General features: G+C 56.0%; 20 protein-coding genes. 9 read left to right on the top strand and 11 right to left on the bottom strand.

Translation table 11 applies throughout. From position 1 onward, the window contains the following. Positions 1–36 precede the first annotated feature (36 nt). The 5 genes from hutH to hutI form a co-directional block, all read right to left on the bottom strand. Complete coding sequence (gene hutH / locus ACN9MQ_RS06620; RefSeq protein ID WP_410387055.1) at positions 37–1,557, bottom strand: histidine ammonia-lyase; 1,521 nt, start codon at positions 1,555–1,557, stop codon at positions 37–39. Further along, positions 1,557–3,242: a urocanate hydratase gene (hutU, locus tag ACN9MQ_RS06615; RefSeq protein ID WP_032677715.1), complete on the bottom strand. Its 1,686-nt coding sequence runs from the start codon at positions 3,240–3,242 to the stop codon at positions 1,557–1,559. The genes hutH and hutU overlap by 1 nt, the downstream gene beginning before the upstream one ends. Before the next feature lie 136 nt (positions 3,243–3,378). Further along, positions 3,379–4,113, bottom strand: coding sequence for a histidine utilization repressor (locus ACN9MQ_RS06610; RefSeq protein WP_047357123.1), 735 nt, complete (start codon positions 4,111–4,113; stop codon positions 3,379–3,381). Between the two features lie 19 nt (positions 4,114–4,132). Then, positions 4,133–5,071, bottom strand: a complete 939-nt coding sequence (gene hutG, locus ACN9MQ_RS06605) for a formimidoylglutamase (protein WP_047743876.1) — start codon at positions 5,069–5,071, stop codon at positions 4,133–4,135. Beyond that, positions 5,068–6,291 (bottom strand): imidazolonepropionase, encoded by a 1,224-nt coding sequence (hutI, locus tag ACN9MQ_RS06600; protein ID WP_032681397.1) that lies wholly within the window; start codon positions 6,289–6,291, stop codon positions 5,068–5,070. Before hutI ends, hutG begins: the two co-directional genes overlap by 4 nt. 224 nt (positions 6,292–6,515) lie before the next feature. Between hutI and ACN9MQ_RS06595 the strand changes: the two genes are divergently transcribed. Beyond that, entirely contained in the window at positions 6,516–7,799 is a 1,284-nt protein-coding gene (locus ACN9MQ_RS06595) for a putative acyl-CoA thioester hydrolase (RefSeq protein ID WP_426021303.1), read from the top strand. Positions 7,800–7,890: 91 nt separating this feature from the next. Here ACN9MQ_RS06595 and pgl read toward each other — a convergent pair whose 3' ends face one another. Further along, positions 7,891–8,886 carry a 6-phosphogluconolactonase gene (gene pgl / locus ACN9MQ_RS06590; RefSeq protein WP_014169206.1) on the bottom strand — a complete coding sequence of 332 codons (996 nt, stop codon included), beginning with the start codon at positions 8,884–8,886 and terminating at the stop codon, positions 7,891–7,893. A gap of 140 nt (positions 8,887–9,026) precedes the next feature. Between pgl and ACN9MQ_RS06585 the strand changes: the two genes are divergently transcribed. Continuing rightward, a complete protein-coding gene (locus tag ACN9MQ_RS06585) occupies positions 9,027–9,845 on the top strand; it encodes a pyridoxal phosphatase (protein WP_025204641.1) in 819 nt (272 codons plus the stop codon). Here the strand turns inward: ACN9MQ_RS06585 and modC are convergent, their stop codons facing one another. From modC to ACN9MQ_RS06565, 4 genes are all read right to left on the bottom strand, one after another. Next, a complete protein-coding gene (gene modC, locus ACN9MQ_RS06580; RefSeq protein ID WP_251884240.1) occupies positions 9,846–10,904 on the bottom strand; it encodes a molybdenum ABC transporter ATP-binding protein ModC in 1,059 nt (352 codons plus the stop codon). It lies immediately after the preceding gene. 2 nt (positions 10,905–10,906) lie between these two features. Then, entirely contained in the window at positions 10,907–11,596 is a 690-nt protein-coding gene (gene modB, locus ACN9MQ_RS06575; RefSeq protein ID WP_014169203.1) for a molybdate ABC transporter permease subunit, read from the bottom strand. Beyond that, positions 11,596–12,369, bottom strand: coding sequence for a molybdate ABC transporter substrate-binding protein (modA, locus tag ACN9MQ_RS06570; RefSeq protein WP_426262690.1), 774 nt, complete (start codon positions 12,367–12,369; stop codon positions 11,596–11,598). Before modA ends, modB begins: the two co-directional genes overlap by 1 nt. A gap of 179 nt (positions 12,370–12,548) precedes the next feature. Continuing rightward, positions 12,549–12,698 (bottom strand): AcrZ family multidrug efflux pump-associated protein, encoded by a 150-nt coding sequence (locus ACN9MQ_RS06565; protein ID WP_020884948.1) that lies wholly within the window; start codon positions 12,696–12,698, stop codon positions 12,549–12,551. A 127-nt stretch (positions 12,699–12,825) separates the two neighbouring features. Here ACN9MQ_RS06565 and modE point away from each other — a divergent pair, with 127 nt between their 5' ends. The 7 genes from modE (at position 12,826) to gpmA (ending at position 20,576) form a co-directional block, all read left to right on the top strand. After that, on the top strand, positions 12,826–13,614 hold the full coding sequence (modE, locus tag ACN9MQ_RS06560) for a molybdenum-dependent transcriptional regulator (protein ID WP_025204643.1): 789 nt from the start codon (positions 12,826–12,828) through the stop codon (positions 13,612–13,614). Positions 13,615–13,681: 67 nt separating this feature from the next. Then, the gene (gene modF, locus ACN9MQ_RS06555; RefSeq protein WP_032677710.1) at positions 13,682–15,154 is read left to right on the top strand and encodes a molybdate ABC transporter ATP-binding protein ModF; all 1,473 of its coding nucleotides are present in this window, start codon (positions 13,682–13,684) and stop codon (positions 15,152–15,154) included. A gap of 201 nt (positions 15,155–15,355) precedes the next feature. Next, positions 15,356–16,372: a UDP-glucose 4-epimerase GalE gene (gene galE / locus ACN9MQ_RS06550; protein ID WP_421636403.1), complete on the top strand. Its 1,017-nt coding sequence runs from the start codon at positions 15,356–15,358 to the stop codon at positions 16,370–16,372. Positions 16,373–16,381: 9 nt separating this feature from the next. Continuing rightward, positions 16,382–17,428 (top strand): galactose-1-phosphate uridylyltransferase, encoded by a 1,047-nt coding sequence (galT, locus tag ACN9MQ_RS06545; protein ID WP_196355933.1) that lies wholly within the window; start codon positions 16,382–16,384, stop codon positions 17,426–17,428. A 3-nt stretch (positions 17,429–17,431) separates the two neighbouring features. After that, positions 17,432–18,580, top strand: coding sequence for a galactokinase (galK, locus tag ACN9MQ_RS06540; RefSeq protein WP_025204645.1), 1,149 nt, complete (start codon positions 17,432–17,434; stop codon positions 18,578–18,580). Continuing rightward, a complete protein-coding gene (gene galM, locus ACN9MQ_RS06535) occupies positions 18,574–19,617 on the top strand; it encodes a galactose-1-epimerase (RefSeq protein ID WP_020884953.1) in 1,044 nt (347 codons plus the stop codon). The genes galK and galM overlap by 7 nt, the downstream gene beginning before the upstream one ends. 206 nt (positions 19,618–19,823) lie before the next feature. Next, on the top strand, positions 19,824–20,576 hold the full coding sequence (gene gpmA, locus ACN9MQ_RS06530) for a 2,3-diphosphoglycerate-dependent phosphoglycerate mutase (protein WP_020884954.1): 753 nt from the start codon (positions 19,824–19,826) through the stop codon (positions 20,574–20,576). Positions 20,577–20,637: 61 nt separating this feature from the next. On the opposite strand, the gene aroG is transcribed toward gpmA, so the two are convergent. Next, a complete protein-coding gene (aroG, locus tag ACN9MQ_RS06525; protein ID WP_014169194.1) occupies positions 20,638–21,690 on the bottom strand; it encodes a 3-deoxy-7-phosphoheptulonate synthase AroG in 1,053 nt (350 codons plus the stop codon). Between the last annotated feature and the right edge of the window lie 252 nt (positions 21,691–21,942).

The raw sequence follows: 21,942 nt of genomic DNA, 5'->3' as shown, positions 1-21,942 counted from the left end.
CGGTGGCCTGTACGTGTCCGGGCCACCGGGCAAATCTTAGAGCACCGAAGGCAGTAAGCCCACCAGGCTTCCCTTCTCCAGCAGCGCGATCGCTTTATCAATATCCGGCGCAAAGAAACGGTCATCATCGTAATGCGCGACCTGTTCACGCAGCAGATGACGCGCCTGTTCCAGCAGCGGGCTGGACTTCAGACCTTCACGCAGATCAACGCCCTGACATGCGGCCAGCCATTCCACCGCCAGCACGCCACGGGTGTTGGCGGCCATCTCCCACAGACGACGTCCAGCGGCCGGGGCCATCGAGACATGATCCTCCTGGTTCGCTGACGTTGGCAGACTGTCCACGCTGTGCGGATGCGACAGGGCCTTGTTCTCGCTCGCCAGCGCCGCGGCCGTCACCTGGGCAATCATAAATCCGGAGTTGACCCCGCCGTTGCGGACCAGAAACGGCGGCAGCTGGGACATATGTTTATCCATCATCAGCGCGATGCGACGTTCGGATAAGGCCCCCACTTCCGCAATCGCCAGCGCGATATTATCCGCCACCATCGCCACAGGCTCGGCGTGGAAATTTCCCCCGGAGACCACTTCGTTTTCCTGAGCGAACACCAGCGGGTTATCAGACACCGCATTCGCCTCCACCAGCAGCACTTCTGCCGCGTGGCGCAACTGCGTCAGACAGGCTCCCATCACCTGGGGCTGACAACGAAGCGAATAGGGATCCTGTACCTTGTCACAGTTATGGTGAGAGTCTGCAATATCGCTGGTCTCGGTCAGCAGGTGACGGTACATCGCCGCGGCGTCAATCTGCCCGCGCTGGCCGCGCACCTCGTGGATACGGGCGTCAAACGGACGACGTGAGCCAAGCACCGCCTCGGTGGTCAGCGCACCGCACACGACCGCGGAGGCGAAAAGATCCTCGGCTTCAAACAGACCACGCAACGCAAACGCCGTCGAGGCCTGGGTCCCGTTAAGCAGCGCCAGCCCTTCTTTCGCCGCCAGCGTTATCGGGGTTAACCCGGCTTTTTTCAGCGCCTCTTTCGCCGGGAGCCACTCGCCCTTCCAGCGAGCCTGACCTTCACCGAGCAGCAGCAGCGACATATGAGCCAGCGGCGCAAGATCGCCGGATGCACCGACGGAACCTTTTGCCGGGATCCACGGATAGACTTCCGCATTCACCAGCGCCATCAGCGCATCGATCACGCTGAGGCGAATTCCGGAGAACCCACGCGCCAGACTGTTGATTTTGAGCACCATCATCAGGCGGACAATGTCATCATCCAGCGGTTGACCGACACCCGCCGCATGCGAAAGCACCAGCGAGCGCTGTAAATTTTCCAGATCGTGCGTGGCGATACGCGTCTGCGCCAGCAGACCAAATCCGGTGTTGATGCCGTAGGCGGTACGTCCTTCGGCAATAATGGCTTCAACGCAGGCAACGCTGTCGTTAATCGCGGCGTGGGCGCTTTCATCAAGTGAGAGCGTAACCGGTTGACGCCAGACGTTACGCAGCTGTTTGAGCGTCAGTGAGCCGGGAGTGAGGGTTAAGGCGTTCATTAATGCTTTCCTTGTGTGGCAGGGATCATCGGCAGGTTCAGGCCCTGCTCTTTGGCACATTCAATCGCAATCTCGTAACCGGCATCCGCGTGGCGCATTACGCCGGTTGCCGGGTCGTTATGCAGCACGCGAGCGATACGCGCTGCCGCTTCATCCGTACCATCACACACGATGACCATTCCCGAGTGCTGGGAGAAGCCCATTCCTACGCCACCGCCGTGATGCAGCGATACCCAGGTCGCCCCGCTGGCGGTATTCAGTAAGGCATTCAACAGTGGCCAGTCGGAGACGGCATCGGAGCCGTCGCGCATGGCTTCGGTTTCACGGTTCGGGCTGGCAACAGAGCCCGAGTCGAGATGGTCGCGTCCGATAACAATCGGCGCGGAGACTTCACCGCTGCGCACCATTTCGTTAAAGGCCAGACCCAGTTTTTGTCGCCACTCCAGCCCGACCCAGCAGATCCGCGCCGGCAAGCCCTGGAAGTTAATGCGCTCGCGAGCCATATCCAGCCAGTGGTGCAGATGTTCGTCGTCGGCGACGATCTCCTTCACTTTGGCGTCGGTTTTGTAGATATCTTCCGGGTCGCCGGACAGGGCCACCCAGCGGAACGGACCAATACCGCGACAGAACAGCGGGCGAATATAGGCAGGCACAAACCCCGGGAAGTCGAAGGCGTTACTCACGCCCATCTCTTTCGCCATCTGGCGAATATTGTTGCCGTAATCAAATGTCGGAATACCCATCTGGCTAAAGGCCAGCATGGCGTTCACGTGCTCCGCCATGGAACGTTTAGCGGCGAGCACCGTGCCTTCCGGGTCACTTTCGGCGTTTTGCTGGTACGCTTCCCACGTCCAGCCCGATGGCAGATAGCCGTGAAGGGGGTCGTGTGCGCTGGTCTGGTCGGTGACGAGATCCGGGCGTACGCCACGGGCCACCAGTTCAGGGAGAATGTCAGCCGCGTTGCCGCAGAGCGCAATCGACATCGCTTTGCCTTCTGACGTGTATTTTTTGATGCGTGCCAGCGCGTCATCCAGGTTTTCAGCCTGTTCATCGACGTAACGGGTACGCAGTCGGAAATCAATGCGGCTCTGCTGACATTCGATGTTCAGGGAGCAGGCACCGGCAAGGGTCGCGGCCAGCGGCTGTGCGCCCCCCATTCCCCCCAGACCGGCGGTCAGTACCCAGCGACCTTTCAGCGAACCGTTATAGTGCTGACGACCGGCTTCCACGAAAGTTTCGTAGGTGCCCTGCACAATCCCCTGACTGCCGATGTAGATCCAGCTTCCCGCCGTCATCTGGCCATACATCGCCAGCCCTTTGGCGTCCAGCTCGTTAAAGTGTTCCCAGGTCGCCCAGTGCGGGACAAGGTTAGAGTTGGCGATCAGCACGCGCGGTGCATTCTTGTGGGTTTTGAACACGCCGACCGGTTTGCCGGATTGCACCAGCAGGGTTTCGTCATGTTCCAGATGAGTCAGGGATTCAACAATCGCGTCATAGCACTCCCAGTTGCGCGCGGCGCGGCCTATGCCGCCATACACCACCAGCTCGTGGGGGTTTTCCGCGACCTCAGGATCGAGGTTATTCATCAACATGCGCAGCGGGGCTTCGGTGAGCCAGCTTTTGGCGGTAAGTGTGGTGCCGCGCGCGGCGCGGACATCCTGCTGGCGGTATTTACCTGACGACATTGTGTGCTCCTCATACGGGACAGATGATGTATTCAGATATACTTGTATAGACAAGCACACACAAGGTCAGATTTAACAAAAAAGATACAATTTTGTTATATTGCGTTAGCTATCACGCTTTTAAAACGTATGACCCTTACGACATGAAATGGCCCTGCAACCGGTATCGATTTCCCGGGAACAGCAGTCTGGCATGCGACACAATATGCGACGAAGACCAGGTACGGCGACGAATGAGCAGGCAAGGATCGTGCTCTTTGATCCGCAACAGTTCGCACTCCTGCGGCGTAGCGCGAACCGCTTCCACGATGTGCTCCCCTTCCGTCAGCGGCGCGATGAGCGAAAGATAGGCATGCGGCGTGGTCTGGGTGTAATCCTGATCCAGGTACTCGGGCACCCGACCGGCGTTCACACAGCGATCTTCAATCTGCACCGGGATGTCGTTTTCATAATGCACCATCACGGAATGAAAGATGCGGCTTCCCTCTTTGACATTCAGCTCCACGGCCTGCTCGGCGCTGGCCTGTGTCTCTTCGAGCACCAGCACTTCACAGTGATGCTGATGGTTTCGCGAGGCTATCTCATCGGCAATACTTCTGATCTCAAACAGTGCCGATTGCCCTTTCGGCTCCGCAACGAAGGTTCCGACCCCCTGCAGACGCACCAGAAGGCCCTCATCGGTCAGCTCGCGCAGCGCCCGGTTAATGGTCATTCGGCTAAAACCAAACTGTGCGACCAGTTCGGCCTCGGACGGAATGCGATCGTGCGGCCGCCAGACGCCGGTTGCGATTTTTTCGCTGATGGCCTGCTTCACCTTTTCGTAGAAAGGCGCGGGAGGGCTGGACTGCGACAGGGGTGAGCGTGAAAACATTCTGACTCCTTAAACGTTGTTATGCCCACCAGTGAGCAATTTGCCAGGCCAGACGGGCGGCAAGCTTTGCCCCCTGTCCGTCCCGATCGTACTGCGGGTTAAATTCTACCAGATCGGCAGCCTGCAGTTTTCCACTGCGGCAGATGTGTTCAATCACCGGCAGAAGATCCAGCGCGGGTACCCCTAACGCCGCGGGCGCTGAGACGGCTGGCATTTCGCCAGCAGGCAAAACATCGAGGTCAATGGTGAGGTAAACGCGGTCGGCCTGGGCCAGGACCTTGTCCAGAGCCGATAACGCATCTCGCCTGAAATGAAGGTCTTCCACCAGCGTGACGTTTAGTCGCTCAGCTTCATCCCACAGCGCCTGCGTGTTCGCCGCCCGGCTGACGCCCAGGCAGGCATACTGAAAATCGCGCGCCTGTTCCGCACAGTAGTGTGCCAGCTGACGAAACGGCGTGCCGGAGGTCGCGCGGTCCGCCTTGCGCAGGTCAAGGTGTGCATCCAGATTTATCACCACCACGCGCGCGTTCGGGAAAGCATCCAGAACCCCGCGGCCATGCGCCCAGGCGGTCTCGTGTCCCCCGCCAAAAACCAGCGTACGCATGCCGGACTGCTGGCAGGCCTGCACGGCATCGCTTAACGCCCGCTGAGCCGCTTCCAGGTTATCGCCCTCGACATACACCGACCCCATATCCACCAGCCGGTCATGTCCATGATGACTTGCCATGTTCGCCAGCGCTTTGCGAAGCACCTCCGGGGCCTGTACGGCGCCGGGCCTGCCCTGATTGCGTTTTACCCCTTCATCACATTCAAACCCTATCAAAGCGATGCCGGACGACTGAGGGGTAAATACCGGCATCTGTCGTAGGGTCTGAAAAATACGTTTTGCATTACTGGCCTCGGCGCTGTCGTCACGCCCCTGCCAGACGGTCTCGGCAACCGGCCGCCAGAGTCTCATACGCTCTCCCCACGGAAAATACGTTGATACAACGGATTGCGTCCCGGCTCGTAGACCATTTCGACCGGGTGATGTGCATCCCAGACGACAAAGTCAGCCACGAATCCAGCCTGCAGCTGCCCGTGCGTGGCCCCGCGTCCCAGCGCCTGGGCAGCATGTCGCGTCACGCCAGCCCAGGCCTCTTCAGGCGTCAGGCCAAACTGCACGCAGGCCATATTCATCGCGAGATGAATACTCGCGAACGGGCTGGTGCCGGGGTTATAGTCGGTGGCGACAGCCATGGGAACGCCCTCTTTTCTGAGCTGTTCAACCGGCGGACGCTGGCGCTCCTGAAGAAAATAGAATGCCCCCGGCAGTAATACCGCAACCGTGCCGTTGTGCGCCATCGCCTGAACACCGGCGTCGTCGAGATATTCAATATGATCGGCGGAAAGCCCCTTAAAGCGGCTGACCAGCGCCGCGCCGCCAAGATTTGAAAGCTGTTCCACGTGTCCTTTGACCGGAATCCCCAGGGCCGTGGCAGCGCGGAAAAGCCGCTCGGTTTGCGCTGGCGTGAAGCCGACATTTTCGCAAAACACATCCACGGCTTCGAATAAGCCTTTTTGCCACAGCGTGGGCATCATCTGCTCGCACACCCTGGTGAGATACGCGTCCGCGTCATGGCGGTATTCCGCCGGAACCGCATGCGCAGCCAGAAGCGTTGGGCTGATCTCTACCGGATTGTTCTGGCCCAGCTGGCGGGCGACCTGCAGCATCTTCTCTTCCGCTTCGGCGTTGAGACCATATCCCGACTTGATTTCAACCGTGGTCACCCCTTCATCGATCAGCCGCTGCAGACGCTGTTGCGCCAGCCTGAGCAGGGTCTCGGGCGAACTGCTCCGCGTCGCCGTCACGGTCGCGTTAATCCCGCCGCCCTGCGCGCTGATGGTTTGATAAGAGACGCCGTTCAGACGCTGCTCCCACTCTGCCGCACGATCGCCACCGAACACCAGGTGGGTATGGCAGTCAATCAGCCCGGGCGTGACCAGACGACCGTGCAGATCGACACAGTGACGGTGGCCGGAAGGGATGTCAGATTCGGGAATGACGGCCAGAATCGTCTGTCCGCGCACCACCAGGGCGTGCTGCGCTTTCAGGCCATAAGGCGTGCTGTCGTCCGGGATCATTGTCGCCAGTCGCGCATTGCGCCATATTACATCGTCGGGATGAAGCTGCTGCATGGGCATTCCACTTGTCATGGGTTGTATAGACATTTATTTTCATCTGCCCCCTGCTGTCAACCGCTCTGGCGGAAAATGTTATTTATTTGTGATGACTTTCCCGCCTCCCGCGGGTAAAAAATGCATCTTTTACCCTTTTTATCTTCCCGTTTCGCTCAACTTAGTATAAAAAAGCAGGCTATTTCGTCTATCCCGTTAAGACTTGCATACCCAGGAGCTTTACCTTGAACATTTCCAGGATTTCCCGTCTGGCGTTAGCGCTCGCCTTTGGCGTGACATTATCCGCATGCAGTTCTACCCCACCGGACCAGCAGCCTTCTGAGCAGGTTGCACCGGGTACCGCCTCTCGCCCGATTTTGTCCGCTGATGAAGCGAAGAACTTTGACCGTGCACACTACTTCTCGGCGATGGACCCTAACGCTGCGCCGTGGACACCGTCTTCTATTAACCTGCCGAAACAACCTGACTTCGTTGTCGGTCCGGCAGGCACGCAGGGCGTGACCCACACGACGATTCAGGCTGCGGTTGACGCGGCTATCACCAAACACAGCGCCTCTCGCCAGTACATCGCGATCCTGCCTGGGGAATATGAAGGCACCGTTTACGTTCCGGCAGCACCGGGCAGCATTACCCTTTACGGGACAGGCGAGAAAGCGGTCGACGTGAAAATTGGTCTGGCGATTGATTCTGAAATCGACAGCAACACCTGGCGTCGCCTGGTCAACCCGGCGGGTAAATACATGCCAGGCAAACCGGCGTGGTACATGTTTGACAACTGCCAGAGCAAGCGTGCAGCTACCATCGGCGTGATGTGTTCTGCGGTCGTCTGGTCGCAGAATAATGGCCTGCAGCTGCAGAACCTGACCATTCAGAATACCCTGGGCGATAGCGTTGATGCCGGTAACCACCAGGCCGTTGCACTGCGTAGCGATGGCGATAAAGTGCAGATCAACAACGTGAATATTCTCGGCCGTCAGAACACCTTCTTCGTGACGAACAGCGGTGTTCAGAACACGCTGCAGAATAACCGTCTGACCCGTACGCTGGTCACTAACAGCTACGTTGAAGGTGACGTGGATCTGGTCTCCGGTCGCGGCGCGGTGGTGTTTGAGAACACCGATTTCCGCGTGGTGAATTCACGCACTCAGCAGGAAGGTTATGTGTTTGCCCCGGCCACGCAATCCAACCTGTTCTACGGCTTCCTGGCCGTTAACAGCCGCTTTAACGCGTCCGGTGACGGCGTCGCGCAGCTGGGCCGCTCGCTGGATGTGGACTCTGCCACCAACGGTCAGGTTGTTATTCGTGACAGCGTGATCAACGAAGGTTTCAACTTGGCTAAGCCATGGGCCGATGCCGCTATCTCCAAACGTCCTTTCTCCGGCAATACCGGTAGCGTGGATGATAAAGGTAACGTGCAGCGCAACCTGAATGACGCTAACTTCAACCGCATGTGGGAATACAACAACCGCGGTCTGGGTAGCAAAGTGGTTGCTGAGCCTAAGCAATAAAAGAATGCGTTGATGTCTTTTGCTGTACTCGCCCGGCGCCCACCGGGCATAAAAAAACCTCGCATTTGCGAGGTTTTTTGTTTTAAGCCTTTTAGTGTGCGTTTACCACCACCCACATTGGCCCCTGGCCGACGGCGTAACGCCCTTTCTCTTCCAGCAGCCCCTGCGCACCTTTGATTTCGTACAGCGCGATGTGGTGGGATTTTTGCCCCGCCGCAATCAGGTATTTACCGCTGTGATCGATATTAAACCCGCGTGGCTGGGTTTCGGTAGGCTGGAAACCTTCAATCGCCAGCACGCTACCGTCTTCAGAAACGCTGAATACCGTAATCAGGCTGGAGGTACGGTCGCAGGCATACAGATGACGCCCATCCGGTGTGATGTGAATATCAGCCGCCCAGCGGGTGTCAGAGAAGTCAGACGGCATCATATCCAGCGTCTGCACGCACTCAATCTTGCCGTTAGGATCTTTCAGTTCCCATACGTCCACAGAACTGTTCAGCTCGTTCACCACATAGGCGTACTGCTGGTTCGGGTGGAACACCAGATGGCGCGGGCCCGCGCCCTCAACGGTGGTCACTTCTGCAGGATTCTGCGCCACCAGGTGACCGTCGTCGCTCAGGGTAAACAGGCAGATACGATCCTGTTTCAGCGCAGGGACCCACAGCGTACGGTTATCCGGAGAAATATTCGCCGAGTGGCAACCTTCCAGCCCGTCAACCACCTCCACGGTTTCAACCGGTAGGCCCGCTTCCAGGCGCGTTACGCTGACACAGCCGGCATTGTAAGAGCCGCTGAAGATGAAGTTGCCTTTGCGATCGGTGGAGATATGCGTTGGGCTGCCCGGTAAAGGTGCTTCCGCAGTGTAAGTCAGTGCGCCGTCGTCCGGCGAGATGCGGTAGGCCAGCACGCGAAACTCCGGGCGCACACCCACGTACAAGAAACGTTTATCCGGGCTGATAACCATCGGCTGCACCTGACCTGGCACATCAACAACCTGAACCAGCGTGAGGGTACCCTCGGTATTTAAACGCCAGACGTGGATCTGCTGGCTTTCAGGACTGGCGGTATAAACGGTTTGTTTCATGAATATTCACTCCTCACTGCGCATGAAAGTAGTTAACTTTTGACGGTGAATGCTGAATTGTCATCGGGAATTTTGAAGCCTTTGCCTCTCGGTGTACCATCCCTTCAGAACGTAAATTCAATATTAACCCGGAAAAACAAATGACCTCGCGTGTAATAGCTCTGGATTTAGACGGTACCTTACTTACTCCGCAGAAAACCCTTCTCCCCTCTTCCCTTGAAGCACTCAAACGCGCGCAGGAAGTGGGATATCAACTCCTTATCGTAACGGGTCGACATCACGTTGCCATTCATCCTTTTTATCAGGCACTGGCGTTAGATACACCTGCAATTTGTTGTAATGGCACTTATTTGTATGATTATCAGGCAAAAAAGGTTTTAGAATCCGATCCGCTGCCCGTGCCTCAGGCGCTGCAATTGATTGATCTGCTTGATGAGCATGCCATTCACGGCCTGATGTATGTGGATAACGCAATGGTGTATGAACGTCCGACAGGCCACGTGATCCGCACCAGCAACTGGGCATTGTCTCTGCCTGAAGCGCAGCGTCCGGTCTTTACCCAGGTTTCCTCCCTGCGCCAGGCGGCTCAGGATGTCGATGCTATCTGGAAATTTGCGCTGACGGATGAAGATACCACCAAACTGAATGCCTTCGCGACGCACGTTGAACAAACGCTGGGTCTGGAGTGCGAGTGGTCCTGGCACGACCAGGTCGATATCGCCCGCAAAGGTAACAGCAAAGGCAAACGTCTGACACAGTTCGTGGAGTCTCAGGGCGGGTCAATGCAGGATGTGATTGCCTTTGGCGATAACTACAACGACATCAGCATGCTGGAGGCCGCCGGTACAGGCGTGGCAATGGGCAACGCCGACGATGCGGTAAAAGCGCGTGCTAACGTCGTGATTGGTGATAACACCACCGACAGCATCGCGCAGTATATTTATACCCACCTGCTGTAATCAGGTGGTGATGGAGACGCTCTTGATTTGCGCGTAAAGCCACAGGCCAGACTTGATCCCTAACTCATCTCTGGCCCACGGACTGATGCGCGCCCAGAGCGTCTTGCTGCCCACCTCGAGCTTTACCTCAACCTGTCCGTTATCATCAAAACACTCCGCCACTTTCGCGCGCAGGATATTGCGAATACTGGTCTGCAGCGGTGCTTGCAGCACCAGAGAGACATCTGAAGCCTGAATGCGTATACGCAACGCAGACTGCAGCGGTTTGTCGATTTTGTTGACCCACAAATGCTGGTCGCCCAGCGCCAGTGCGGTCATCGCATAATGCGGGTGATGTTCCAGCACGCTCACCTTAAGGATGCTGCTCTGCTGCTCCTTCGGTAACCACGGGTGCATCACGCTGCTGCCCCACACCTCTTCCAGATTACCGAATGCCTTAACGCTGCCCTCTTCCAGTACCAGCACTTTATCGGCCAGATGCAGGATCTCATCCAGCGAATGGCTGACGTAGAGCATCGGGATATTGATTTCACGCGCCAGTCGCTGAAGATAGGGCAGCAGTTCACGTTTTCGCGGAATATCCAGCGAGGCCAGCGGTTCGTCGAGCAACAGCAGTTCTGGCGCGGTGAGCAACGCGCGGCCTATCGCCACGCGCTGTTTTTCACCACCAGAAAGCGATGAAGGGAGCCGGTCCAGCAGTGACTCAATGCCCAGCAGCGCCACCAGCTTATCAAATTGCGCGGCCATGCTTTTGGCCATGCCGTAGCGAAGATTACCGCGCACGCTGTAATGCGGAAATAATCGCGCATCCTGAAAAACATAACCAATTCGCCGCTTATCCGGTGCCAGATAAATTTTGTTCTCAACGTCATTTAAGACGCGATCGTTGAGCACAATCCGTCCGGACTGCGGTCGCGTCAGCCCGCTGATGGCATTGATCAATGAGGTTTTCCCTGCACCTGATACGCCAAAGATGGCGGTAATGCCGCTCGCAGGCAGCGTCTCGTTAAGGGTCAGGGTATGATTTCCCAGCGTCTGGGTGAACTGAAGTTCGAGCATGACTATTTCCCCATCCGCTCGCGACTGAGTCGCGCCAGCCATTCCGAAACCAGCAGCGAGACCAGCGCCAGCACAATTGAGATGATGCACAGCCGCGCCGCGGCACCTTCTCCACCCGGCGTCTGGATCAGGGTGTACATTGCTGACGGGATCGTTCGCGTCTCACCGGGGATATTCGACACAAAGGTAATCGTGGCACCAAACTCACCCAGCGAGCGGGCGAACGCCAGTACCGTGCCGACAATAATGCCCGGCAGCGTAAGCGGGAGCGTGATGGTGAAAAAGACGCGCCAGCGCCCGGCACCCAGCGTGCGGGCAGCCTGTTCCAGTTTGATATCAACCCCTTCCAGCGCCAGGCGAATGGCCCTGACCATCAGCGGGAATGACATCACCGCCGCCGCCAGTACCGCCCCTCGCCAGCTAAACGCAAACGTCAGCCCAAACCAGTCATATAACCATTCGCCAATGAAACCGCGCCGCCCCATCGACACCAGCAGCAGGTAGCCAACCACCACCGGTGGCAACACGAGGGGAAGATGAAGAACGCTATCCAGCAGGGCTTTGCCGGGAAACTTACAGCGAACCAGTAACCAGGCAAAGAAGATCCCAAAGGGCAAACTCAGCGCAACCGCCAGGGAAGAGACTTTCAGGCTCAGCAGGACAGCCTGCCATTCAGGATCGGTCAATATCATTAGTGAGTCGTAAATCCGTAACGTTTAAAGATTGCGGACGCTTCGGGTCCTTTCAGGTATTCACTGAAGGCCGTCACGGTCGCATTTTTATGTCCATCAACAATCGCAACAGGATATTCCACTTTCTTGTGGGAGTCTTCCGGGAACGTACCAACCACTTTCACCCCTTTACTGGCGACGGCATCCGACCCGTAGACTATCCCCAGCGGCGCTTCATTACGTTCAACCAGCGCCAGAGCACCGCGCACATCTTCAGCCGGAGCCAGTGTGGGCGATAACGTCTCCCAGGCACCCAGTTTTTGCAATGCTTCTTTGGCGTAGATCCCCGCCGGTACATGCTCCGGATCGCCAACGGCCAGGCGTCCTCCGTTCAGCAACCGGGTCCAGGGGGTCTCGTTGTTGATAGTGATTTCGCCTTGCTGACTGGCTTTCGGCGCCACCACGACGAGGCTATTCCCCAGCAATGTTTCGCGGGTTGTCGCATCAATCGATTTCTTTTCAGCCGCGTAATCCATCCACTTCTGGTCTGCAGAGATGAACAGATCGGCCGGCGCTCCCGCTTCAATCTGACGTGCCAGCGTCGATGAAGAAGCAAAAGAGGAGACCACCTCGACGTTCTTCTCTTCTTTATACGCTGTCGCAATATCCTGCATCGCGTTGGTCAACGACGCCGCCGCAAAGACGGTAATTTTACCCTCGTTAGCCAGCGCGTGTCCGCTCAGCGAAAGTGTCAGCGTTGCCCCTGCGAAAAGGCGTACCCATGTACGTGCCATTTGTAGCTCCTGTGAGTATCGTTATATACACACTAATATAACGGTAACTCCGGGGAGATCCCAGCGTTAAATCGTACCGCTCAAGGGGTACAGCAAGCTGATGCTTTAAATAATATCGGCGAGAAAGGGAAATACTTGAGAGCAAAACGCCCGGGCAAGCCGGGCGTTTCGGGGGGAAATTAATGCTGCTTTTTAGCCTGGTCTCTGTGACCAATGTTCGAAAATACGTTGAACACTTCACCCAGGCCGTAGATGGCACCGAGGATAACGGCCATCACTACTGGTACCATGATCACGGCGAATACCAGACTTTTCAACAATTCCAACATGGTTTTCTCCAGATATTGTGAATGGCTTATTCTACCCTGAAAAGTGAGAAAAACATCCCCTTTTGTGCGGTGCCCTTTGCGACCTTCGCCATTTGGGTCACAATGCACTTTTTGCCAGGACAGTGTTATGCAGGCCGAAATTCTCCTCACTCTACGACTACAGCAGAAGCTTTTCGCCGATCCGCGACGTATCGCCCTGCTTAAACAAATAGAACAAACCGGTTCAATAAGCCAGGGGGCTAAGAACGCTGGCATTAGCTATAAAAGCGCCTGGGATGCCATCAACGACATGAACACCCTGAGCGAGCAAACGCTGGTTGACCGGGCCACGGGCGGCAAAGGCGGTGGAGGTGCGATCCTGACACGTTACGGCCAGCGCCTGGTTCAGCTGTATGATCTGCTGGCGCAGATCCAGCAAAAAGCATTTGATGTGTTAAGTGACGACGATAATCTCCCGCTGGACAGCCTGCTGGCTGCCATTTCCCGCTTTTCGCTGCAAACCAGCGCCCGTAACCAGTGGTTTGGTACGGTGATGGCGGGCGATAACGCCCAGGTGCAGCGTCATATTGAGATCCTGCTTGCCGATGGAACAACCCGTCTGAAAGCCGCGATTACCGCACAAAGCGCAGACCGACTGGCGCTGAATGAAGGTAAAGAGGTGCTGGTGTTACTGAAAGCGCCGTGGGTGAATATCACTGCCGATGCCGAAAAAGCAAAAGCCGCTGATAACCAGCTACGCGGTGCCATCCGCCACGTTGAACGCGGTGAAGAGCAGTGTGAAGTACTGATGACCCTGCCGGACGGGCAAGAACTCTGCGCAACCCTTCCCCTCAGCGACGCCGCAGAATTAGAAGAAGGTGCTGTGGTGACCGCATATTTCAACGCCGACCGGGTGATTATCGCCACATTGTGCTGAGCACATTGACAAGCGTGTCGACAGTGAGTATCCCTGACAACTGTTGCTGCAAATAATGGGATAAGTCATGTCATCATTGCATATTTCGCAAGGCACGTTTCGTCTTAGCGACACCCGAACGCTGACGATTTCTGATTTAACAATACGCGCCGGTGAAAGCTGGGCGTTTGTCGGTACAAACGGAAGCGGGAAATCAGCGCTGGCCCGTGCGCTGAGCGGAGAGCTCGCGCACCTTAAAGGTGAATACCAGTGTAACTTTACGCGCCTGACGCGCCTGTCATTCGAGCAGCTGCAAAAGCTGGTGAGCGATGAATGGCAGCGCAATAACACCGATTTACTCAGCCCGGGCGAAGAGGATACGGGCCGCACGACGGCAGACATCATTCAGGATGAGGTCAACAATCCTGCCCGTTGTGCGTATCTGGCAGAACAGTTTGGCATCACCTCCCTGCTGAACCGGCGCTTTAAATACCTTTCGACCGGTGAGACCCGGAAAACGCTGCTGTGTCAGGCGCTGATGAGCGAGCCGGAACTGTTGATTCTGGATGAACCGTTCGACGGTCTCGACGTGCAGTCCCGCGCACAGCTGGCCACCCTGCTCGGCTCGCTTAACCAGCAGGGCTATACGCTGGTACTGGTGCTTAACCGTTTTGATGAAATTCCTGAGTTTATTCAGAACGCCGGCGTGCTCGCTGACTGCAACCTGACCGAAACCGGTGAAAAATCGGCGTTACTTAAGCAGGCGTTAATTGCCCAACTGGCGCACAGTGAAAACCTGGACGGCATCACGCTGCCGGAACCAGACGCACCTTCTGCCCGCCACGCGTTAGATCCCCACCAGCCGCGCATCGTGCTGCGTGATGGCGTGGTAGCGTATGACGATCGACCGATCCTTAATCATCTCAGCTGGACGGTCAACCCGGGTGAACACTGGCAAATTGTGGGCCCCAACGGCGCGGGAAAATCAACGCTGCTGAGCCTGATCACCGGCGATCACCCTCAGGGCTACAGTAACGATCTCACCCTGTTTGGCCGCCGCCGCGGAAGCGGTGAAACGATCTGGGATATCAAAAAGCATATCGGCTATGTCAGCAGCAGCCTGCATCTGGATTACCGGGTCAGCACCACGGTGCGCAATGTGATCCTGTCCGGGTATTTTGATTCCATCGGCATTTATCAAGCGGTCTCGGACAAACAGCATAAGCTGGCCCAGCAGTGGCTGGATATTCTGGGGATGGATAACCGGGTCGCTGACGCGCCGTTTCATAGCCTTTCGTGGGGACAGCAGCGTCTGGCGCTGATCGTTCGCGCGCTGGTGAAACACCCGACCCTTCTGATCCTCGACGAACCGCTACAGGGGCTGGATCCATTAAACCGCCAGCTGATCCGCCGTTTTGTGGATGTCCTGATTAGCGAAGGCGAAACGCAGCTGCTGTTCGTTTCCCATCATGCCGAAGATGCCCCGTCCTGCATTACGCACCGCCTCGAGTTTGTGCCCGACGGTGAACGCTATCAGTACCTGCTGAGCAAAATCGATTAACCCGGAGGGCTCTGCCCCTCCGTTTTTTCGGATAACCTGCACAAAGACTTCCCTATCCCTTTGATCTACAATGTCGCATTGCCGCCAAAAAACGGATTTTAAAAGCAGTGTAAACGATTCCACTATTTTATCCCATGTCACACTTTTCGCGTCTCTGTTATGCTATGGTTATTACATACCATAAGCCCAATGGAGCGAAATATGCGAGTTCTGGTAACAGGTGGTAGCGGTTACATTGGTAGTCATACCTGCGTGCAGCTGCTGCAAAACGGTCATGATGTCATCATCCTCGACAACCTGTGCAATAGTAAGCGCAGCGTGCTGCCTGTGATTGAACGTCTTGGCGGTAAACAACCAACCTTCGTGGAAGGCGACATCCGCAATGAAGCGTTGATGACCGAGATCCTTCACGACCATGCCATTGAGACGGTGATCCATTTCGCCGGCCTGAAAGCGGTGGGTGAATCCGTCGCGAAACCGCTGGAGTATTACGACAACAACGTCAACGGTACCCTGCGTTTGATCTCCGCCATGCGCGCAGCGAACGTCAAAAACTTTATCTTCAGCTCTTCCGCAACCGTCTACGGCGATCAGCCAAAAATCCCTTACGTTGAAAGCTTCCCGACCGGTACGCCGCAAAGCCCGTATGGCAAAAGCAAACTGATGGTGGAGCAGATCCTCACCGATCTGCAAAAAGCACAGCCTGAATGGAGCATCGCCTTGCTGCGCTACTTCAACCCGGTTGGCGCCCATCCGTCAGGCGATATGGGTGAAGATCCACAGGGCATCCCGAATAACCTGATGCCGTACATCGCCCAGGTGGCCGTTGGCCGCCGTGAGTCTCTGGCTATTTTCGGTAATGATTATCCAACCGAAGACGGTACCGGTGTGCGTGATTATATCCACGTCATGGATCTGGCCGACGGCCACGTGGCGGCAATGCAGCAGCTGGCCAATAAGCCAGGCGTGCATATTTACAACCTCGGCGCCGGGATCGGCAGCAGCGTGCTGGACGTCGTGAATGCCTTCAGTAAGGCCTGCGGTAAGCCTGTGAATTATCACTTCGCACCGCGCCGTGAAGGCGACCTCCCGGCTTACTGGGCCGATGCCTCCAAAGCCGATAAAGAGCTTAACTGGCGTGTCACCCGCACGCTTGATGAAATGGCACAGGATACCTGGCACTGGCAGTCTCGCCATCCACAAGGTTATCCGGACTAAGGATCCGTCATGACTTCGTTCAATCCCGTCGATCATCCGCATCGTCGTTTTAACCCGCTAAGCGGGCAATGGATTTTGGTTTCTCCGCATCGCGCCAAGCGCCCCTGGCAGGGGGCGCAAGAGACGCCTGCAAAACAGACGCTTCCCCAGCACGACCCGGACTGCTTCCTGTGTCCGGGCAACACGCGTGTGACGGGCGATAAAAACCCGGACTACAAAGGCACCTTCGTTTTCACCAACGATTTTGCCGCCCTGATGACCGACACGCCCGACGCGCCGGATAGCCAGGACCCGCTGATGCGCTGTCAAAGCGCGCGCGGCACCAGCCGTGTTATCTGTTTCTCGCCCGACCACAGCAAAACGCTGCCGGAGCTGAGTGTTGACGCGCTGAAAGAGGTCGTCAGCACCTGGCAGACGCAAACTGCTGAGCTGGGTCAGACCTACCCGTGGGTACAAGTGTTCGAAAACAAGGGCGCGGCAATGGGCTGCTCTAACCCGCACCCGCACGGTCAGATCTGGGCCAACAGTTTTCTGCCAAACGAAGCCGAGCGTGAAGACCGTCTGCAAAAAGCCTATTTCGCGGAAAACGGATCGCCGATGCTGGTGGATTACACCCGTCGTGAACTGGCCGATGGCAGCCGAACGGTGGTGGAAACCGAGCATTGGCTGGCCGTCGTACCTTACTGGGCAGCATGGCCATTTGAGACGCTGCTTCTGCCAAAAGCACAGGTTATGCGCATCACCGATCTGAGCGACGCACAGCGCGATGACCTCGCCCTGGCACTGAAGAAACTGACCAGCCGTTATGACAACCTGTTCCAGTGCTCCTTCCCCTACTCAATGGGCTGGCATGGCGCTCCATTTAACGGTGAAGAGAATCAACACTGGCAGTTACATGCCCATTTCTATCCGCCGCTGCTGCGCTCTGCGACGGTACGTAAATTCATGGTGGGCTATGAAATGCTGGCAGAAACCCAGCGTGACCTGACGGCAGAACAGGCTGCAGAACGCCTGCGTGCTGTGAGTGACGTCCATTATCGCGAATCAGGAGTCTAAAAAATGAGTCTGAAAGATAAAACACAATCCCTGTTTGCTGAGAAATTTGGCTACCCTGCCACCCATGTCATTCAGGCGCCTGGCCGCGTGAACCTGATTGGTGAACATACCGACTATAACGATGGTTTCGTTCTGCCGTGTGCCATTGATTACCAGACGGTCATTAGCTGCGCTAAGCGCGATGATCGCAAAGTCCGCGTTATTGCAGCGGATTACAACAATGAGACGGATGAGTTTTCCCTCGATGCCCCCATCGTTACCCACGACAGCCAGCAATGGTCTAACTACGTGCGCGGCGTGGTAAAACACCTGCAGAAACGTAATAAAAACGTGGGCGGCGCTGATCTGGTCATCAGCGGAAACGTGCCTCAGGGCGCCGGGTTAAGCTCGTCCGCGTCGCTGGAAGTCGCCGTGGGTACCGTCTTCCAGCAGCTTTATCATCTGCCGCTGGACGGGGCACAAATCGCCCTGAATGGTCAGGAAGCGGAAAACCAGTTTGTGGGCTGTAACTGCGGCATCATGGACCAGCTGATCTCTGCGCTGGGTAAAAAAGAGCATGCCTTGCTTATCGACTGCCGCTCTCTGGGCACCAAAGCCGTTCCCTTGCCAAAAGGCGCAGCTGTGGTAATTATTAACAGCAACTTTAAACGCACGCTGGTGGGCAGCGAGTACAACACCCGCCGCGAGCAGTGTGAAACAGGCGCACGTTTCTTCCAGCAACCTGCGCTGCGTGACGTTTCGCTCAACGAGTTCAATAAAGTGGCGCACGAACTGGATCCGGTAGTGGCGAAACGCGTTCGTCATGTGCTGACGGAAAATGCCCGTACCGTTGAAGCGGCGTCCGCGCTGGCGAAAGGTGACCTGAAACGTATGGGTGAACTGATGGCAGAATCTCACGCCTCCATGCGCGACGATTTTGAAATCACCGTTCCGCAAATCGATACCCTGGTGGACATCGTCAAAGCCACGATTGGCGATAAAGGCGGCGTGCGCATGACCGGCGGCGGCTTCGGTGGCTGCATTGTTGCCCTGATGCCGGAAGAGCTCGTCCCTGCCGTCCAGCAGGCGGTGGAAAAACAGTACGAAGCGAAAACAGGTATTAAAGAAACTTTCTACGTGTGTAAAGCATCACAAGGAGCAGGACAGTGCTAAACGAAACGCCAACCCTTGCCCCGGATGGCCTGCCGTATCGCCTGTTAACCCTGCGCAACAGCGCAGGAATGGTGGTTACGTTAATGGACTGGGGTGCCACTTTGCTATCCGCTCGCGTACCAATGCCTGATGGCAGCGTACGTGAAACCCTGCTTGGCTGCGCGTCGCCTGAGCAGTATGTCAATCAGTCCGCCTATCTTGGCGCGTCTGTCGGCCGTTATGCTAACCGCATCGCGAAAAGCGCTTTCGAACTTGATGGCGAGCGTTACTCGCTGCTTTCCAGTCAGGGCGAAAACCAGTTACACGGTGGACCTGAAGGGTTCGATAAGCGCCGCTGGAAAATCGTTCAGCAAAACGACCGCGAAGTGCTGTTCTCACTAGACTCGCGTGACGGTGACCAGGGATTCCCCGGTAACCTCACCGCGTTCGCGCATTTCACGCTGACTGACGATAACCGTATCGCCATTGAATATCGCGCGAAAGTTGATAAGCCGTGCCCGGTCAATCTGACCAACCACGCTTATTTCAACCTGGACGGCAACCAATGCGACGTGCGTAATCACACGCTCCAGATCCTGGCCGATGCCTATCTGCCGGTGGATGAAATGGGGATCCCGTATCAGGGACTCAAGGCCGTCAGCGGTACCAGCTTTGATTTCCGCAGCGGAAAAACCATCGCACAGGATTTCCTGAGCGATGACGATCAGCGCAAGGTGAAAGGCTATGACCACGCGTTCCTGCTGCAGGCGAAAGGTGATGTGACTCAGCCTGCCGCGCAGGTCTGGTCTGCGGATGAGAAACTGCAGATGACGGTCTACACCACGGCCCCTGCCCTGCAATTCTATTCAGGCAACTACCTTGGCGGTACCACGGCACGCGAACATGAAGAGTACAGCGACTGGCAAGGTCTGGCGCTGGAAAGCGAGTTCCTGCCGGACAGCCCGAACCATCCAGAATGGCCACAGCCGGACTGTGTGCTGCGCCCGGGTGAAGAGTACGTTAGCGTGACAGAATATCATTTCATCCCGCATTCATAATTCCCAGCCCTCCTTCCGGAGGGCTTTTTCTCTCCGTCTTGCTGAAAATAGCGCCGATCGCAGACAAAATCATAACCCTGGATTCACAAGCATCTTACACTCAGAGACTATTTTCGCTATGGTTAGGGTTAAGCGTTGCTGCTGGCACTGTCACGGCAATATAATGAGAATTGTTATCATTCAATAAAGCTTATGAGGAGTACGATATGGCTGTAACTAAGCTGGTCCTGGTGCGTCATGGCGAAAGCCAGTGGAACAACGAAAACCGCTTTACCGGTTGGTACGACGTTGATCTGTCAGAAAAAGGCGTAAGCGAAGCAAAAGCAGCAGGTAAACTGCTGAAGGCTGAAGGCTTCAGCTTTGATTTTGCTTACACCTCTGTGCTGAAACGTGCCATCCATACTCTGTGGAACGTTCTGGACGAACTGGATCAGGCCTGGCTGCCGGTTGAGAAATCCTGGAAACTGAACGAGCGTCACTACGGTGCGCTGCAGGGTCTGAACAAAGCGGAAACCGCTGAAAAATACGGTGACGAGCAGGTTAAACAGTGGCGTCGCGGCTTCGCGGTAACCCCACCAGAGCTGACCAAAGATGACGAGCGCTACCCGGGCCACGACCCGCGTTACGCGAAACTGACGGATGCTGAGCTGCCAACGACCGAGAGCCTGGCGCTGACCATCGACCGCGTTGTGCCTTACTGGAACGAAACCATTCTGCCACGCCTGAAAAGCGGCGAGCGCGTGATCATCGCAGCTCACGGTAACTCCCTGCGTGCGCTGGTGAAATACCTGGACAACATGGGTGAAGACGAGATCCTCGAACTGAACATCCCAACTGGCGTTCCGCTGGTGTATGAGTTCGACGAAAACTTCAAACCAATCAAACATTACTATCTGGGCAACGCTGATGAGATCGCTGCAAAAGCCGCGGCTGTAGCGAACCAGGGTAAAGCGAAATAATTTTCGCTGGACATAAAAAAAGCGTGGAGCAATCCACGCTTTTTTATTTGGCTCCGGAAACTCAGCCGCGACGCGCTTTTACCGCATTCGCCAGCTGGCGCAGAAGGGCATCCGTATCGTCCCAGCCGATGCAGGCGTCCGTGACGCTCTTACCGTAGACCAGCGGCTCGCTGCCTTCCAGATTCTGGTTACCTTCCACCAGATGGCTTTCGATCATCACGCCAATGATCGCGTTCTCACCGCCGGCAATCTGCTGACAAACATCGGCGCCGACTTCCATCTGCTTTTTAAACTGCTTGCTGGAGTTGGCATGGCTGAAGTCGATCATCACCTGTTGTGGCAGACCCGCTTTTTCCAGCCCGACCTTCACGTCTGCGACATGTTTTGCGCTGTAGTTCGGCTCTTTACCGCCACGCAGAATAATATGACAGTCACCGTTACCGCTGGTATTCACAATGGCGGAGTGACCCCATTTGGTGACGGACAGGAAGCAGTGCGGTGCCCCGGCGGCATTGATGGCGTCAATTGCCACCTTAATGGTGCCATCGGTACCGTTTTTAAAACCAACCGGACACGAGAGACCTGACGCCAGTTCGCGGTGAACCTGAGATTCTGTAGTACGCGCACCGATTGCACCCCAGCTCATCAGGTCCGCCAGATATTGCGGCGTAATCATGTCGAGGAACTCACCGGCAGCCGGCAAACCGCTGTCGTTGATCTCCAGCAGCAGTTTGCGCGCAATACGCAGACCGTCGTTGATCTGGAAACTGTTATCCATATGCGGGTCGTTAATCAGCCCTTTCCAGCCAACGGTCGTGCGCGGCTTTTCAAAGTAAACACGCATGACAATTTCCAGCTCGCCTTGCAGTTCTTCGCGAAGCTGGAGCAATCTTGCTGCGTACTCTTTGGCCGCAGCAGGATCGTGAATTGAGCAAGGGCCAATCACCACCAGAAGACGATCGTCATTACCTTTCAGGATCTTATGGATCGCTTTACGAGCATGAGACACCGTGTTTGCGGCATTTTCAGTGGCGGGGAATTTCTCAAGGAGTGCTACAGGAGGTAATAACTCATTGATCTCTTTAATACGTAAATCGTCGTTCTGATAATTCATTTTCTTTCCAGCTCTGCCATATCTTTAGTAATGAAAGCAATCCTTTCAATCTAACTTGCCGACCAGAAAGTGTAAACACGGTTTTACACTTCACGCAGATAATTCCTGGAATTCACCTAAAAATCGCCACAAAATAGCGAAAAACGAGATCTAACCTAAGCTTTTTAACTGTAACAACCACTTTTGTTTGATTAAACGCGATTCCATACTGACGTAAGTCCGTATGACGGAATCTTTCGCCTCTGAAAAAGA

The sequence above is a fragment of the Enterobacter sp. R-25 genome (assembly GCF_049913205.1).
GTDB lineage: Bacteria > Pseudomonadota > Gammaproteobacteria > Enterobacterales > Enterobacteriaceae > Enterobacter > Enterobacter ludwigii.
The sequence above is the reverse complement of the archived record's forward strand: the minus strand, read 5'-3'. Positions and strand labels throughout refer to the sequence as shown.